The 16,692-nt window shown below is 66.5% G+C and carries 9 protein-coding genes and 1 pseudogene; 6 read left to right on the top strand and 4 right to left on the bottom strand.

What is annotated here, in order from left to right:
• The first annotated feature begins 24 nt into the window (after positions 1-24).
• Complete coding sequence (locus G6N33_RS21990; RefSeq protein WP_044512033.1) at positions 25-711, top strand: histidine phosphatase family protein; 687 nt, start codon at positions 25-27, stop codon at positions 709-711.
• Between the two features lie 5 nt (positions 712-716).
• On the opposite strand, the gene G6N33_RS21985 is transcribed toward G6N33_RS21990, so the two are convergent.
• Complete coding sequence (locus G6N33_RS21985; protein WP_081662001.1) at positions 717-1,007, bottom strand: hypothetical protein; 291 nt, start codon at positions 1,005-1,007, stop codon at positions 717-719.
• A gap of 114 nt (positions 1,008-1,121) precedes the next feature.
• Between G6N33_RS21985 and G6N33_RS21980 the strand changes: the two genes are divergently transcribed.
• Entirely contained in the window at positions 1,122-1,892 is a 771-nt protein-coding gene (locus G6N33_RS21980; protein ID WP_044506776.1) for a class I SAM-dependent methyltransferase, read from the top strand.
• Between the two features lie 183 nt (positions 1,893-2,075).
• Entirely contained in the window at positions 2,076-3,374 is a 1,299-nt protein-coding gene (locus tag G6N33_RS21975; protein WP_044506777.1) for a glycosyltransferase, read from the top strand.
• Here G6N33_RS21975 and G6N33_RS21970 read toward each other — a convergent pair.
• Positions 3,350-4,273, bottom strand: coding sequence for an SAM-dependent methyltransferase (locus tag G6N33_RS21970; protein ID WP_044512035.1), 924 nt, complete (start codon positions 4,271-4,273; stop codon positions 3,350-3,352). The two genes, G6N33_RS21975 and G6N33_RS21970, sit on opposite strands and share 25 nt — an antisense overlap.
• Positions 4,274-4,374: 101 nt before the next feature.
• Here G6N33_RS21970 and G6N33_RS21965 point away from each other — a divergent pair, with 101 nt between their 5' ends.
• Both G6N33_RS21965 and G6N33_RS21960 read left to right on the top strand, forming a co-directional pair.
• Entirely contained in the window at positions 4,375-5,085 is a 711-nt protein-coding gene (locus G6N33_RS21965) for a hypothetical protein (RefSeq protein WP_044506779.1), read from the top strand.
• 83 nt (positions 5,086-5,168) lie between these two features.
• Positions 5,169-12,228: pseudogene (locus G6N33_RS21960) on the top strand (BTAD domain-containing putative transcriptional regulator).
• Positions 12,229-12,475: 247 nt separating this feature from the next.
• Here the strand turns inward: G6N33_RS21960 and ngg are convergent.
• Complete coding sequence (gene ngg / locus G6N33_RS21955; RefSeq protein WP_044506780.1) at positions 12,476-14,269, bottom strand: N-acetylglutaminylglutamine synthetase; 1,794 nt, start codon at positions 14,267-14,269, stop codon at positions 12,476-12,478.
• Positions 14,266-16,071 carry an N-acetylglutaminylglutamine amidotransferase gene (locus G6N33_RS21950; protein WP_044506781.1) on the bottom strand — a complete coding sequence of 602 codons (1,806 nt, stop codon included), beginning with the start codon at positions 16,069-16,071 and terminating at the stop codon, positions 14,266-14,268. Before G6N33_RS21950 ends, ngg begins: the two co-directional genes overlap by 4 nt.
• 363 nt (positions 16,072-16,434) lie before the next feature.
• On the opposite strand from G6N33_RS21950, the gene G6N33_RS21945 reads away from it, so the two are divergent.
• Positions 16,435-16,596, top strand: a complete 162-nt coding sequence (locus G6N33_RS21945) for a hypothetical protein (RefSeq protein ID WP_163771424.1) — start codon at positions 16,435-16,437, stop codon at positions 16,594-16,596.
• The last annotated feature ends 96 nt before the right edge of the window (positions 16,597-16,692 follow it).

Raw genomic sequence — 16,692 nt, 5'->3', positions numbered from 1 at the left:
ACCGCACGGTGTTTCGCCGCCGTCATGGTCTTTGTTGCGACACTGGTCGTGACACTGGCCGCCGGCGGCGCGACCCCGGCACGTGCCGCCGGGCAGCACCCGATCACCTTGACTCTGGTGCGGCACGCCCAGTCGGCGGCCAACGCGTCCGGCGTGATCGATACGTCGACGCCCGGACCGGAACTCTCGCCTCGAGGCTGGTGCCAGGCAACTCTGGTGGCTCCGCAACTGGCCCAGAACCACTACGACGGCGTGTACGCCTCGAGCATGATCCGCACCCAGGAGACGGCCACCCCGACCTCGCAAGCGTTGACCGAATCCGTCACCGTGCTGCCCGGATTGCGCGAGATCGAGGCCGGCGACTACGAAGGCACCCCGGAGGCCGATATCGCGCAGACCTACTTCGCCGCCCCCGCACGGTGGCTGCGGGGTGACCGCACCGCGCGCATCCCGGGCTCGGTCGACGGCAACGAGTTCAACGCGCGATTCAGCGAAGCCGTCCAACGCATCTATGACACCGGCCAGCAGAACCCGGTCGCGTTTTCACACAGCGCGGCGATCATGTTCTGGGTCCTGATGAATGCGCACAACGCCGACCAGACATTGCTGAAAACCAGGTCGCTGACGAACGTCGGGCATGTGGTGTTGACCGGAAGTCCTGCTGGCGGTTGGACATTGACCGAATGGGATGCCGACCCCCCGCCATGTTGACTCGGTTAGTGACGACCCGGCCCACCGGGTCCGCCCGGCCCACCAGGTCCGCCCGGCCCACCAGGTCCACCAGGTCCGCCCGGCCCACCGGGTCCGTTCGCGGCTGGAAGCACGAAGACGCATTCATTCAATTCGACGCTCCAAGCCCAGCCCGGCGCGCATGCCGGGTCGGCTCGGCTGACGGCCGGCTCGGCAATCCACACCGTCGGCAGCCCCGCAAGTAGCAGGGCGAACACACCGACTGCGGCACTCCGCAACGGCGGGCGACCGGTCGGAGCGGCGATGGTCTCGGTCATGGCGGTACTCCTCCGGCGAAACTTCAGCACCTCATTGTGCTTCAAACCGGGCGGTTGGGGGTTCAGATTCGGCCGCTACAGCTGCCGCACAGGTACCCCCGCTAGCGTGGCGGTGTGACCGACCGTCGAGAGCGCGCAATGTCATTCGGATCGATTGCTGAAGACTACGACGGGTTGAGGCCCCAGGCTCCGCGGGAGGCGGTCGATTGGTTGGTGCCGCCCGGTTGCGAGGTCGCCGTCGACGTTGGGGCGGGAACCGGCCTGTTCACCCGCACCCTGGTGGGCAAAGCGGCAGAGGTCGTCGCCGTGGAACCGGACGAGCGGATGCGCAAGGTCCTGACGGAACGATCCCCGGGAGTTCGTGCACTCGAGGGACGCGGCGAGTCCATCCCCCTTCCCGACGCCGCGGCGGACGCGGTCTTCGTCTCGTCGGCATGGCACTGGATGGATCACGAACGAGCAATTCCCGAGATCGGTCGGGTGCTACGCGACGGCGGCCGGCTCGGCCTGATCTGGACGAGCCGGGACCGCGACGTGGACTGGGTGCGTGAGCTCGGTCGGCTGCCGGGCCAAGATCTCGAAGAAGTGCAATCGGCCGAACGATTTCGGCAGCGGCTGCACTTCGCCCTTCCCGAGCCGCAGATTTTTCACAACACCGAGCGTGCGGTCTTTCAGTTCGTGCGGACCATGACGGTCGACGACGCGGTTGCGATGTTGGGAACCTACAGTCGGGCGATCATTGCTTCTCCCGACGACCGCGCGCAAACCTTCGCCGACGCCCGTGCCGCCTTGGCGGCCCAATTTCCCGGGGCCGACACCGTGGATGTGCCAATGCGCGCGTGGTGCTGGCGCGCCGATCGCATCGCCCGCGACGCCCGGCTCTAAGGCAACGGCCTCGCGGCCGTCGCGGCCACTCGTCGCCGCCCGCGTGGTGCTGATGTGACGGGTGTGCAAATTATTTTTCCGGCTTTGCCGGGCGCCCGATCGGTTAGGCTGGGCCCGCACCACCCCACCGACGCCCCCTGCGGTTCGGCCCATGCATGACAACTGAAGATTCCGGGATCCGCAATGAGATTTGTGCTGGCAAGTTATGGAACTCGGGGGGACATCGAGCCGTCAGTAGCTGTCGGTCGTGAGCTGCTGCGCAGAGGACACGACGTACACATGGCCGTGTCGCCCGATTTGGTCGGCTTCGCCGAATCCGCCGGAGTCGGCGCCGTCGCCTACGGGCTGGATACGCAGGAATGGCTCGACACTTACCGCGACTTTTGGGCGTCGGCGTTTCACAACTATTGGCGGCTCCCCGACCTAGCCAGAATGTGGCGCGAGCTGCGCGAGTCCGTCGTGGCGAGCTGGGTACACATGGCCGCGACGTTGGCGCCGTTGGCCTGGGGCGCCGACGTGTTGTTCACCGGCGAAAGTTTCATGGAGACCGCGGCCAATGTCGCTGAGTACTACGACATACCGTTGGCGACCCTGCATTACGTGCCGATCCGGGCCAACGGACGACTCCTTCCGTTCGTGCCATCGCCGGTGGCTCGCTCCGCTATGAGCGTGTCTAACTGGCTGACCTGGCGGATGACCAAACACCTTGAGGACGCGCAGCGTCGAGAATTGGGGCTGCCCAGGGCAACTCGCCCCGCCTCGTTACGCATCGCCGAGCGCGGGTCGCTGGAGATCCAGGCGTATGACGAAGCGTGTTTCCCGGGTCTCGAAGCCGAATGGGCGAAATGGCGCGCGCAGCGGCCCTTTGTCGGCGCGCTCACGATGGAATTGATGACCGACGCCGATGAGGAGGTCGCGTCCTGGGTTGCGGCCGGAACCCCACCGATCTGCTTCGGCTTTGGCAGCATGCGAGTCGAGTCGCCGGCGGAGACGGTGAAGATGATCAGCGCCGCCTGTACGCAATTGGGTGAGCGGGCGTTGGTGTGTGCCGGCTGGAGCGACTTCAGTGACGTCCCCCATTTCGACAACGTCAAGCTGGTGGACGCGGTGAACTACGCGGCAATCTTTCCGTCCTGCCGTGCGGTCGTGCACCATGGCGGCACAGGCACCACGGCGGCGGGCTTGCGCGCCGGAATTCCCACCTTGGTCCTGTCCATGGACCTGGTGCAGACGATTTGGGGAGCCCAGATCACCCGACTGAGGGTGGGTGCCGCCCGGCGCTTCGCCAATACCACCCGCGACTCGCTCGTCGCCGACTTGCGCAAGATCTTGGCCCCGGAATGCGTGACCCGCGCCCGCGAGTTCGCCACCCGGATGAGCAAGCCCGACGCGAGTGTCGCCGGTGCCGCCGATCTGCTGGAAAAGCTCGCCGAGCAGCCCTTCCGATTCGATCCGCGTCAGCGCAGTTCTGCGCTCAGATAACTGATGGTTTGGCGGAATTCGGCCAGCAGTTCGTGATCGGGCAGCGCGAACCCGTTTTCGGCGTACAGATCTTCGGTGGCGTACTGCGTGACGTCCCAGCCCGTAGCCGACAGCTGGTCGCTGGCTTGCCGCCGCTGGCCGGCCCACACGAGATCGGCGACGTCGAAGTCCAATCCGTGCTTACGCCAGCCGCTGCGCAGCGCCCGTGCGCGTTCGTCGGTGAAAACCCGCATATCGGTGATGTTCTCGGTGGCCAGCCGACTCCCGGGCGCACTGAGCGCAGTGATGTTGTCGAGCAGCCGATCTTGAGCATCGGGCGGCAGGTACGGCAGCAGACCTTCGGCGATCCACGCGGTCGCCACGCCCGGGTCAAAAAAGTTGGCGCGCAACGCGGCCGGCCAGTCATCGCGTAGGTCAACGCTGACTGCGCGGCGTTCGACGGCCGGTTCGGCGCCGATCTGGGCCAGCGTGGTGTCCTTGAAGGCGATCACCTCCGGCTGGTCCACCTCGAACACGACGGTGTCCGCCGGCCACGGCAGCCGATAAGCTCGCGCGTCGAGCCCGGCCGCCAGGATGACGGCCTGACGAATTCCGCCTTCGGTCGCGGCACGGAAGAAATCGTCGAAAAACCTTGTCCGAACGGCTATTTGCTCACAGCGCTGGCGCGCCGTCAGGGGCACATCGTCGTCGTCGAGGGGAATATCGCCGTCCAGCATCCGGGTGAAGAATGGGTGCCCCACCGCCCGAACCAGCGGCTCGGCGAACCTGTCGTCGAGCAGTGGGTCGGGTTCGCGCGACGCCAATGCGCGCGATGCCGCCACCATCGTTGCCGTCGCCCCGACGCTGGAAGCCAGGTCCCAGCTATCGCCTTCGGTACGCGCCGCGCCATCGGATGACACCACTCACTCCCTTCCGGGCACTGACCCGCCACCGCGGGAATTCGATCCCAGCCACCATAACTTGCCTAAAGAGCGCCACCCGCGTCGCACACGACACTAAAGTGCTGCTGGTGAGCAGGAGCGCGTTAGCCGTCGGCAAAAGCCGGTGGTTGGCGATCGTGGTCTCGCTCGTCGTCTCTGCCGGCATGATCTACGCGCAGGGGTCAAAGTCGTCATGTTGCATCGAGCCACCGACAGCGGTACCGACACCCACCGCGGCGCCGCCACCGAAGGATGCGGGAGCCGCACCGGGCACCGGCCCTCATGTCGCGAGTCCCGCGGAGGCCGAAGCGTTGGCGGCGCTGGCGTCAACCGCACCTACCGGGGCGCAAAGCTTCCAATTCCCGTTGCCCGCGGGCGTCGCGTCCGAGGATCATTTGCAGGTCAAGACCATTTGGGCGGCGCGTGTCATCAGCGTGCTGTTCCCGCAGATCACCACGATTTACGGTTATCGGCAGGACCCGTTGCCGTGGCATCCCAACGGGTTGGCGATCGACGTGATGATTCCCCATCATGACAGCCCGCAGGGCATCGAACTCGGCAATCAGATTGCCGGGTACGCGCTGGCCAACGCCAAGCGCTGGGGCATCAATCACGTGATCTGGCGGCAAAAGATCTACCTGGGCCCCGCCTCGGGCGCCTGGACCGCCGACCTCGGCTCGGAAACCGCCAACCACTACGACCACGTCCACATCGCCACCGGGGGCGGCGGATACCCCACCGGGCATGAGATTTACTACATCGCCTCGATGACGCCGACCCCATCCGAGTAGCGACTCTCGGGCGCCTTTACTCGATCTTGACCAGCTGTTGAATTACGCCTCCGACGCTGGTTGACGTGAGTACGCTTCCATCGGTGGAACTGGGGGTTTTGGGACCTCTTCAGGTCTGGCTGGACGGCACGCCCGTCGCGATCCCGGGCGCCAAACCGCGCGCCATCCTCACCATGCTCGGGCTGAACAACGGCTCGGTGGTGCCCGCCGACACGCTGCTGCATCTGCTGTGGGGCGATGCGCCTCCGCGCACGGCCGCCAAAGCCCTGCAGACGCACATCTCCGCGTTGCGTCGCACCCTCGGCGATGGCGTCGTGGTGACCGCGGGAGCGGGGTGGACTCTCGAAGGCGCCGACGTGGATGCGTCGCGCTACAAAGCGGCGGCCAAGCGGGGTCGTGACGCCATCGCCGCCGGCGACACCAACCAAGCCCTGGCGTGCTTCGACGAGGCGTTGACGCTGTGGCGCGGAGTCCCCGAGCTGCCCGACGGCCAGCGCGGACGATCCGAGAAGACCAGGTGGGTTGAAGGCCACGCCGCGCTGGTGGAGGACCGCGCCGACGCGCTGCTCGCCACCGGCCGCGCCGCCGAAGTCGTCGGCGATCTCGAGGCGGCGGTCGCCGACGCGCCGCTGCGCGAAAGGCGGTGGGGGCAGCTGATGCTCGCGCTCTACCGTGCGGGTCGACAAGGTGAGGCACTCGGGGCTTACCAACGCGCGCGGACGCTGCTCGCCGACGAGCTGGGAGTCGACCCGGGCCCCGAGCTACGCCGGCTGGAGACGGCGATCGTCGGCCAGGATTCCTCGCTGGATGTCGCTGTGGCACAACAGCTCCCGTCGGTGACACGCGCCGTCACGTTCCTGCTCACCGATATCGAAGGCTCGACCGCCGCCTGGGAGGCCGACGCCGACGCGATGTCGGTGGCGTTGGCACGTCACGACGAGCTGGTCGAACAGGTGGTCACCTCGCGCGGCGGGCGGCTGATCAAAACGCGCGGCGAGGGCGATGCCACGTTCTCGGTTTTCGAGCGGCCGTCCGCGGCCGCGGCCGCGGCACTCGAGTTGCAGGACGCGATCACTCACGAGCCGTGGGCGCTGCGCGCTCCCCTGCGCATCCGCATGGCACTGCATACCGGCGAGGTCGAGCTGCGCGACGGCGATTACTTTGGTCGGGCCGTCAACCGGGTTGCCCGCCTGCGGTCGCTGGCCGAGGGCGGTCAAATCCTATGCTCCGGTGCGATCGCCGAACTCGTCATCGATTCGCTGGCGGACGATGTCGTGCTTACCGATCTGGGAATGCGGCAGTTGAAAAACCTTGCGCGGCCCGAGCACGTCTTCGAGCTCCGGCTGGAAGCCGGTACCGACCACACCGAATCGGAAGCAACCGAAGCACCGCTGCCTCGGCCCCCGTTACCTGGAGTACTGGTCGGCGCCGGGCCGTTCGTCGGGCGCGGAAACGAACTCGAACGCCTGTACTCGGCGTGGCAGACCACCCTCATGGGCGGTGTGCGCGCGGTGCTGATCGCCGGCGAACCGGGCGTCGGCAAGACTCGGCTCGCCGGCGAATGGGGCCAGCGCGCCGATCACCAGGGAGCGGTCGTGCTGTACGGCCGTTGCGACGAGGACCTCGGCGCGCCCTACCAGCCGTTCGCCGAGGCGCTGCGCTCCCTCGTGCCGTGCATGGGCCCCGCTCGGCTGCGCGGGCTGCGTGGCGTCGACGCGTTGCTGACCTTGGTGCCGGGCCTGACCGACGTGGCGCCCGATGTCGTATCCCGAGCACACCCGGATCCCGACACCGAGCGCTATGCCCTGTTCGACGCCGTTGTTGCGTTGTTGGACATCGCATCCGCGAGCGCGCCGGTGTTGCTGATTCTCGACGACCTGCACTGGGCGGCCAAACCCACGCTGCTGTTGTTGCGACATCTGCTGCGGTTCGGCGAGCACGGACGGGTGCAGATCGTCGGCACCTACCGCAGCACCGACCTCGACCGATCCCATCCCCTGGCAGCGATGCTCGCCGATCTGAACCGCGACGGCACTGCAGAACGGCTCAGCCTGGCCGGACTCGACGAGGACGATGTGACCTCCTACGTGGCCGAGGCCGGCTACGACGACGAGGAACTCGGGCGAGCGTTGGCCGCCGTCACCGGTGGTAACCCCTTCTTCCTGATCGAGGCGCTACGCCACGTCGACGAGAGCGGTGGCGCATGGGATCAAAGCACGCTGCCGCAGGGAGTACGAGAAGCCGTCAGCCGCAGACTTTCTCGATTGCCGGTCGAGACCAACAAGGCACTCGCCGCGGCCGCGGTCGTCGGGAGCAGGTTCGCGTTGGATTTGGTCGAGCAGGTGGTCGGCACCGAGCTCATCGACGCGTTCGACCAGGCCGGTCAAGCTGGCATCGTCATCGAGGAGCCCGGCGGGAACTACCGGTTCAATCACGCCATCGTCCGACAGTCGCTGCTGGCGGAGTTGGCGTCGGTGCGGCGCATGCGGCTGCATCAGCGCATCGCCACCACCTTGGAGACGCGGCCCGGCGCCGACGACGAAATGCTGGCCGAATTGGCACACCATTACTTCGAATGTGCGTGGGCGGGTAACGCCGCCAAGGCGGTTTACTACTGCCGCCGGGCCGCCGACCAGGCGATGACACGACTCGCCTATGAAGGTGCCGCCGACCTGTATCACCAAGCGCTGCATGCGCTAGAGGAAATCGACGAGGAACTCCCCGACCGCGACGACCAGACCGCCGAGTTGCTGGTCGCCCGGTGCGAAGCGCTGCTGGCCGCAGGTGACGTCGCTTCGGCCGCGGGTGCGGTCGCGAAATTGCAGGAGACGACCGTCGATTCGCCCCGCCTGGCGGCGTGGGCGACATGTTTCGATGGCCAGCTGTCCATGCTGACTCACCCCGACCGCTTGGACGAGATCGAGGCAGCGCTGGGCGGCGCGGCCCGCCAAACTTGCCGAACTCGACGATGCGGCCGGAGAAGCCAAGGCGCACACCGTCCGAGCGAGCTGCCTCGCCCGCCTTGGCCGCATCGCTGACTGTGAACTCGCCCTGGATAGCGCGCTGACCGCCGCGCGACGCGCACGCGACCATCGACGAGTCAACGCGGTCCTGGCCGGCGCGCCGCTCGCAGCGCTGTGGGGGCCCAACCCGGTTCCGCGCGCGGGTGGTCGGTGTCTGGACGTGGTGCGGCTACTGCGTATCACCACGGACTCACCCGCCGTGGAAGCAACGTCGACGCGGTGCCAGGCGGTGCTGGAAGCATTTCGCGGCCGGGCCGCCGCCGCCCGTCGGATGATCGAGTCGGCCCGACGTACCGTCACCGAGCTCGGCTTGCGTCACGCGGTGCTCGAAGTCGAGCAGTTCGCCGGCATCGTCGAGCTGATCGTCGGCGACCCCGCGGCAGCGGAGCCGTACTTACGCAAGGCTTACAACGGCTTTCGTCGTATGGGCCTGGATGCCGACACCGCCGAGACGGCCGCCTTGTTGGGCCGCGCCTGCCTCGCGCTGGGACGCCAGGAAGAGGCGCACCAACTGTGCTCGGAGAGCGAACAGCTCGCCGGCCATGCGCTCAAGGCGTCAATCGCCTGGCGCACGCTGCGGGCACACCTGCTCACGCGCGGCGGCGACCATGACGCGGCGAGAGCGGTCGCCGAAGAAGCGGTCACGCTGGCCGAGCGCACAGACGCCCTGGTGGATCACGGCGATGCCTGTCTCACGCTCGCAACGGTCTTGGTCGCCGCTGGCGATATTCCGGGCGCACGGACCGCCGTCGGGCGAGCCATTGACCTCTATGAGCGCAAGGGCGCCGCCGCACTGGCCGAAATCGCGCGCGACATTCTGGGCGAACAAATCAAGCCCCCCGCACCGGTGCAACCCGAGATTGCGTGCGCTCCGCCGGGCAGCCAGATTCGTCTCGAGGACGAAGATTCGGATTTTTGGCGGCTGGACAACACGGTAACGCGCGTCTACCAACGCTTCTGGTCGTATTTCGCTGACCGTGATTGGGACGGTGCGGCAGCGACTGTCTCCGAGAACCTGTCGGGCGCCGACCATCGACGGGTCGTAAACGCCGGGAACCGAGGCAGCCGCGAGTCCGTAATCGAAGATTTGCGCGTGGCGGCCAACCTCGGCTTTGCGATATCGATGGTGGACGTCGTCGCGATCCGCGGTGAACGCCTCGCGCTTACCCGGGTCCGCGCCGCCGGGCGCGACCCCGAAACGGTCCAGAACGATGCCTTCAACATGGTCGAGATCGACGCCGACAATCGCATCACGTCGATCGTCGTCTTCGACCTGGACGACTTCGGCAGCGCCATCGCCGAACTCGACGCCCACTACCTCGCCGGCGAGGCAAGCGAATACGCGCATTGCTGGTCGACAATCTCCGACGCCTACGCCACAGTGAACCGGCAAGAATTGCCGCCGATGACCCCGCATTTCGCCAGCACCGATCACCGCAGAGCACCCGCGTTCGGCCTTGGCGAGATGATCGAACAGGTACGTGCCGGAGGAAAACTCGAACGGTACATCCGAACTTACGTCGAGTCTGTTTATCGACTGAACGGCCTCGGAATGGTGTGTTCGGCTGCCGGAACAGTACTTTCGCCCGAGGGCTTCGACGCCGGGTGGCGGATGATCGCCCTCGTCACGATCGAAGGTGACGTGCTCAACCGCTGCGAAGTCTTTGACGAGACGGACCTGGACGCGGCGGTCACCCGATTCGAACAGCTGAGCCTGCCAGCATCGCGGCCGCAGAACGCCGCGAGCAAAGTGTACAAACGCATCAACGCGTACTTCACTGCGCGCGACTGGGATGCCATGCCAAAGGTCATGGCGGAGAACATGATCAACGACGATCGCCGCCACATGGTCAATTCCGGCACCCGGCGCGGCCGCGATGTCGAAATCGCCAATGGTCGGGCATTCGTGGAACTCGGCGCCGAACAGATCACATCCACCGTCGCCGCGACCCGCGGGGAACGCCTCGCGCTATGTCGTTCGTCTATCGTCGGGCAAGGCTTGCAATCTGGGCCATTTCGTGTCGAGTTTTTCAGCCTCGTGGAGACCGACGCCGCCGACCGGTTGACCGCCCACGTCGCGTTCGACCTCGACGACTTCGACGCCGCCGTGGCCGAGCTCGATTCCCGCTATCTTGCAGGCGAAGCCGCGCCTCACGCACGTGCCTGGTCGGTGGCCATGGCAAGCTACGCGGCGCTCAACCGGCACGAGCTACCGCCGACGACGCCGAACTGTGTATATGCCGATCACCGCCGGGAGACGGCATTCGGCCCCGCGGATCTGACCGCATATTTTGGCGGCGGATGGGATCTCAACCAAGACGTCAACATTTATGTCGAGGAAGTACACCGGTTAACCGGAGTCGGAGCAGTGGTCACATACCGCGCACATGAGACGTCGCGAGAAGGCCTGGACGCCGAGTGGCGCGGCATAGCCCATCTGACTGTCCAGGATGAGCTGGTCAGCCGTTGCGAAGTATTCGACGAGGCGGACGTGGAGTCCGCTTTAGCGGCCTTCGATCAATGCAACCGGCCGCAGCCGCGGCTGGAAAACCAGGCAAGCAGGATGTACGAACGATTCAAAGCGTCCTACCCGCGTCGCGATTGGGGCGCGATCGCCGCGATGCTGGCCGATGACGTACGCAGCGAAGACCGTCGACACGTGATCAATGCCGGGGTGCGACAGGGCCCAGACGCTGTGATCGCCGAGGTATCCGGGCTTTACGACGCGGGCATTGACGTGGCGTCAGAAGTCGTGGCGATACGTGGCGACCGCCTTGTACTCAATCGCATCCGAACCTTCGTTCGCGGCCAAGGAGCTGAGGGTTTTCACTCAGTCGCTCTCGACATCGTCGAGCTCAACGACGTCGGCCGGGTGGTCGCGCGCCTCGTGTTCGATCTCGACGATCTCAACGCCGCCTTGACCGAACTCGACGCGCGATACCTCGCGGCTGAAGCTGCGCCGTACGCGCAGACATGGCAGACCATCGCGGCCACGTACACCGCGGTCAGTCGGCGTGAACTTCCCCCGTCCGCACCGCAGATAACGAGCATCGACCATCGCCGATCAGCGTCGTCGGATCCGGGCAAGCTCGACAAGGAAATCCGCACCTATGTCGAGGCGGTACATCAGCTAGACCACTCCGGTGCCGTCGTCACCTACGCGGCGTACGCAACCTCGCAGCAGGGTTTCGACGTTGAGTGGCATGAAGTCGCTATGGCGACAGCGAGCGACGGAGCGGTCAACCACTATGAGCTGTTCGAGGCGGCCGACCTGGACGCTGCACTGGCGCGTTTTGACGAATTCCGGAAGCCGGCGCCGCAGCTGCGCAACGCAGCAAACCGCGTGCATGAGCGAATTCTCGGGTGCATCACCGCCTGCGAGTGGCAAGCAGTGACCGACATGCTGGCCGTGGACTTTACCCACGACGACCGTCGCCGCGCGGTGAATTCCGGGCTGCGACGAGGCCGCGACGCCGCGATCGCAGAGATGCAGGCGCTCGTCGACATCGGCGCCAGGGACCACGCATCAGACACCATCGCGACCCGCGGCGAACGTCTCGTCCTGTGCCGTACTCGATCCTCGGGTCGCCGTGCCGAGGCGTTCTACGTCGAGGCCCTCGACGTCTTCGAGATTGATGACGAGGAAACAGTCATTGCACGGGTCGTGTTCGACCCCGAGGACATCGACGACGCCATCGCCGAACTCGAAAACCGATACCTCACCGGCGAAGCAGCCCGGCACGCGCGCACCTGGTCGGCGATCACAAGGGCATACGAGGCGCTCAACGGTGGTGAATTGCCCGCCGTCACCGAGAATTTCGTCGACGTCGACCATCGACGCGGAGCGCGGCTGGTGCCGGGTGATCTGATGGAATATCTCGGCGCCTCGTTGGACGACTCGTCGGGAAACCGTCTCCGCATCGTGGCCGTACCTCGGCTGACCGACCGGGGCGCGGTGGTCACCCATGTGGCCGACGCAACCTCCCGCGAGGGCTTCGATGCCGAATGGCGTATCACCAACGTCTTCACGGTCCAAGGTGGCAAGATCAGCCGCTGCGAGCTCTACGACGTTGCCGACCTGGACGCCGCCCTTGCACGCTTCGACGAGTTCGACCAATGATCGTCACCGCAGACGTCGTTTGCTCGACTGATAATCGCGGTTGTCCGCGGCAACCGTGGATTCCCCGATAATCCGAGCCCTACAGTGCGCGTAGGGTTAGCCGACTAATTCGGTCGGTGCGTTGAAGGGAGCCGATAATGACTCCGCGGCTTAGTGAATTCGGCGTCCGCCGCAATCTCGTTGCCCTGCCTGGAATATTGGCCGCCGCGCTGCGCAGCTGAATCGACCGCCCTACCGCCGGCAGCGCTCAGTCGCGGTGCGGCGGGGGCTCCTCGGGAGTCCATGCCGGTGGCTGGCCGGGCTGCCCGGGAAACAGGAAATCGATGAACGCCGCGGCGGTGGGTTGCGGCTCGTGGTTGGCCAGGCCCGGGCGTTCGTTGGCCTCGATAAACGCATACTCATCGCCGGTGATGTCCGGAACGAGCAGATCGATGCCCGTCACGGGGATACCAATCGCGTCGGCCGCCGACACCGCGACCCGGCATAGTTCCTCATGCACCCGGGCGGTCACGTCGTGGATGGTGGCGCCCTGGTGCAGATTGGCGGTGCGCCGCACCCGAAGCCGAACCCCTTCGGGCAGCACATCGTCGAGCGCCCACCCCGCTTCGCGCACCGTCGCCTCGGTCAGATCGTCGAGCGGGATGCGGGATTCGCCGCCGGTGGCCGCGGAGCGCCGACGGCTCTCGGCGGCGATCAGATCCCGCACGCTGTGCTCGCCGGTGCCAATGACCTCCGGCGGCACCCGCAGCGCCGCCGCGACGACGCGGCGATTGATCACTACCAGCCGCAGGTCATCGCCGCGTACCCGTTGCTCGATCAGCACCTCGGGGTATTGCTGACGGGCCCGCGCCAGCGCCACCTCGAGGTCGTCGGGGCCGTTGTCGGCGACGACGCCGACGGTGATGCCCTTGCCTTGCTCGCCGCGAGTCGGTTTGACGACGACCTCCCCGACCTCGCGCACGAAGGCGTGATCGTCGTCGTCGAAGGTGGCCAGGCGGGCGCGCGGCACGGTGATGCCGGCCTCGGAGACCAGCCGCCGGGTCAAACGCTTGTCGTCGCAACGGCACATGGCGATCGCGGAGGTGAACTCCGACAACGACTCGCGGGTGAGCACGGTGCGACCGCCGAGCGACAGTCGCATCTCACCGGTCTCGGCATCGAGGACCTCAACCCGGATTCCACGCCGCAGCGCCTCGTCGGCGATGATTCGGGCATACGGGTTGAGGTCGTCGACGGTCTCCGGCAGCGGAGTGAACAACGGCTCGTTGATCGCGTTCTTCCGCTTGATCGCCAGCACCGGAACCCGGCGAAAGCCGAGCTTTTCGTACAGGGCGATGGCGGCGGTGTTGTCGTGACCGACCGATAAGTCCATATAGGCGCGCCCCGCGCGACGGAAGTGTTCGGCCACCGCCCGGGTCAGCGCTTCCCCCATACCGGGCAACCCGGCGGCCGGGTCAACCGCCAGGGTCCACAGGCTCGACCCGTGTTCGGGGTCGGAGAACAACACCTCGTGGTCGACGCCGGTGACGGTGCCGACCACCTCGTTGTCCTCGTCCCGCACCGCAACCAGGTAGGTCACCGCCTCGGCGTGCAGATGGTTATCCCAGATCGTCTCCACCGGCGCCGGAACCATGCCGCATCGCACGAAGACGCGGTTCATCGCGTCGGCATCGGCAGGCTCGCTGAGCGTGCGCACCGTGACCCCAGGCGGTGTGAGCGTCAGGTCTTTGTCGTGTGGCGAAGTGAAGCGCAGCCGGTAGGTGTGACTGGGATCGATGAACAGCTCCGTCGGCGCCATGGCTACCACCACGTGAGACTCACGGGCATAGATGCAGATATCGCGGCGCCCGGGACCTTCCCGCCGCAACGCTTCGGCCAGAGTGTCTGGATCGGCGAAGGTCTGACCGAAGATCAGCCTGCCCCAACCCAATTCGAGCTCGACGTCCTTGGCCATCGCATCCACCAGGTGGGGTGGCGAGGCGTCATGCAGCCCCAGGGTGATGGCCTCGGGATGGTCGTCGGACGGATCGATGACGCTCATGCGGCGGGTCCTGTCACACCATGGCGCTGCAGCCACAATTCGAGTAAGCCGATCTGCCAAAGTTCGTTGCCGCGCAGCGGGGTCAGCTTGCCGTTGGGATCGGCCAGCAGCGCGTCGACGGCCTCGGCGTCAAACAACCCGCGCTCCTTCGCGATCGGCGCGTACAGTGCATCGCGCACCAAATCGAGATACGGGCCCTGCAGATGGGTGAGCGCGGGAACCGGGAAGTAGCCCTTTGGCCTATCGATGACCTCCGAGGGGATCACCCGCCGCGCCGCCTCTTTAAGGACGCCCTTGCCGTCGTGCGCGATCTTCAGCTCCGGCGGGCAGGTCGCGGCCAGCTCGACCAGCTCGTGGTCGAGGAACGGAACCCGCCCTTCCAGCCCCCAGGCCATAGTCATGTTGTCTACCCGTTTCACCGGGTCCTCCACCAGCATCACCATCGTGTCGAGGCGCAAGGCGCGATCGATGCCGGTTTCGGCTCCGGCGCGCGCAAAGTGTTCGCTGACGAACTGGCGGCTGGGATCTCCGGGCGCAAACCTCCCCGGCCCAAGCAGCGCCTGAACGCCCGCGGCGTCGCGGTCGAAGAAGGCGCCGCGATATTCGGTGACCGCACCGTCGAGCGTCGCGGCGGCCGGCGAGCCCATCGGCGGATACCAGTGGTAGCCGGCGAACACCTCGTCGGCACCCTGACCCGACTGCACGACCTTGACGTGCCGCGCCACCTCCTGACTGAGCAGGTAGAAGGCGACGCAGTCGTGGCTGACCATCGGCTCACTCATCGCGCCGATGGCCCCATCCAGCGCGGGCAGCATCCGGTCGGTCCCGATGCGGATCTGATGATGGTCCGTGGCGAATCGCTCGGCCACGATGTCGGACCAGTGGAATTCGTCGCCTTGGACGCCCCCTGCCGACTCAAAGCCGATCGAGAAGGTTGACAACCCGGTCTGGCCGGCCTCGGCCAGCAGGCCGACGATCAGGCTGGAGTCGACGCCTCCCGACAGCAGGCAGCCGACCGGCACGTCGGCGACGAGGCGGCGTTCGACCGCCAGGCGCAGGCTGGACAACACGGCGTCTTCCCAGTCCCGCTCGGACCAGTCGGCGCGATCCTGGCGCCTGGTGAAGTCGGGCTCCCAGTAGGTCGTGGTGGTCCTGGCGCCATCGGGCTCGATTGCGACCAGCGAAGCGGGGGGCACCTTGCGCACGCCGCGCAGGATGGTGGCCGGTGCGGGCACGACAGAGTGAAAGGTCATGTAATGGTGCAGCGCGACCGGATCGATCCGGGTGTCCACACCACCCCCAGCCAGCAACGCCGGCAACGTCGACGCGAATCGGATGCGCTTGCTGTCCTCGGTCAGGTACAGCGGCTTGATGCCGAGCCGGTCCCGGCCCAGCAACACCCGACCGCTGTCGCGTTCGACGATAGCGAACGCGAACATGCCCTTCAGGTGGCCGACGAAGTCGTCGCCCCAGCGGTGGTAGGCCTTGAGCAGGACTTCGCTGTCGCTGGTAGAAAAGAACCGGTAACCATGGCTTTTGAGTTCATCGCGTAGTTGCTTGTAGTTGTAGATACAGCCGTTCCAGGCAATGGTGAGGCCCAGGTCGGAGTCGACCATGGGTTGGGCCCCCGCTTCGGTCAGGTCGATGATCTTCAACCGACGATGTCCCAGCGCAACCCGCCCCTGTGACCAGGCGCCGGCAGCATCCGGCCCCCTTGGTGCCAGCACGGCCGCCATGGCCGAAACCGCAGCAACGTCGGGTAGGCGATCGTCGAGTCGCACCTCGCCGGTGGCTCCGCACATATATTCGACCCTAACCGCGTTGGGAAGAAAGCGGGACATCGGGAGTGCGGCCGGGCGCGTCGGGCGCCTTTACGCAGCCCGACACTGGGCCCCTGTGCGGCCCCGACCCGCCGAGCCGGGCACCGTGAGCGGTGGGCAAGGCGTTGCGCCGGGGCCGGGCAGGCGCGGGCAGCGGCGAGCGCACAGCAACATCCCGCGACGCCGAGCAACGCGCCCGCATCCGCCGCGGATTATGGCCCGCACTAGCGCTGTCACCCCGTTTGTTAATCAGGATTACCACACCCGTTCACCTACCGGCAGCAAACGGCCCGTCCCGTACCAAATATGTTGGCGCCTCGTTAGATTCGGCTATAGGGTGTCGCCATGATCAACAACAGCAGCGAGATAATGTTCATCGGTCGCGGCGGCGGTGCCGGCGGTGGCCGTGGTGGTGGCGCGGGCGGCGGTCGCGGCGGCGGTGCCGGCGGCGGTCGTGGTGGTGGCGCGGGCGGCGGTCGCGGCGGCGGCGCCGGCGGCGGCAAGTAATTCCAGCGTTTCCGTTGCGCCCCTTCAATTCTCGTGATTGAAACGTCGGCGCGTTACGGCATGCACGGCGAATGTCCCGTTGCGGCGATCACGCTT

Origin of the sequence: Mycobacterium simiae (assembly GCF_010727605.1) — a bacterium.
Classification (GTDB): domain Bacteria; phylum Actinomycetota; class Actinomycetes; order Mycobacteriales; family Mycobacteriaceae; genus Mycobacterium; species Mycobacterium simiae.
This window is presented reverse-complemented; position numbering and strand designations above follow the sequence as displayed.

Excerpts from the sequence above, each read along its gene's own strand:
- G6N33_RS21990 (WP_044512033.1), top strand. The coding sequence starts at position 25 with ATGGTCTTTGTTGCGACACTGGTCGTGACACTGGCCGCCGGCGGCGCG.
- G6N33_RS21985 (WP_081662001.1), bottom strand. The coding sequence starts at position 1,007 with ATGACCGAGACCATCGCCGCTCCGACCGGTCGCCCGCCGTTGCGGAGT.
- G6N33_RS21975 (WP_044506777.1), top strand. The coding sequence starts at position 2,076 with ATGAGATTTGTGCTGGCAAGTTATGGAACTCGGGGGGACATCGAGCCG.
- ngg (WP_044506780.1), bottom strand. The coding sequence starts at position 14,269 with ATGAGCGTCATCGATCCGTCCGACGACCATCCCGAGGCCATCACCCTG.
- G6N33_RS21950 (WP_044506781.1), bottom strand. The coding sequence starts at position 16,071 with ATGTGCGGAGCCACCGGCGAGGTGCGACTCGACGATCGCCTACCCGAC.
- G6N33_RS21945 (WP_163771424.1), top strand. The coding sequence starts at position 16,435 with ATGATCAACAACAGCAGCGAGATAATGTTCATCGGTCGCGGCGGCGGT.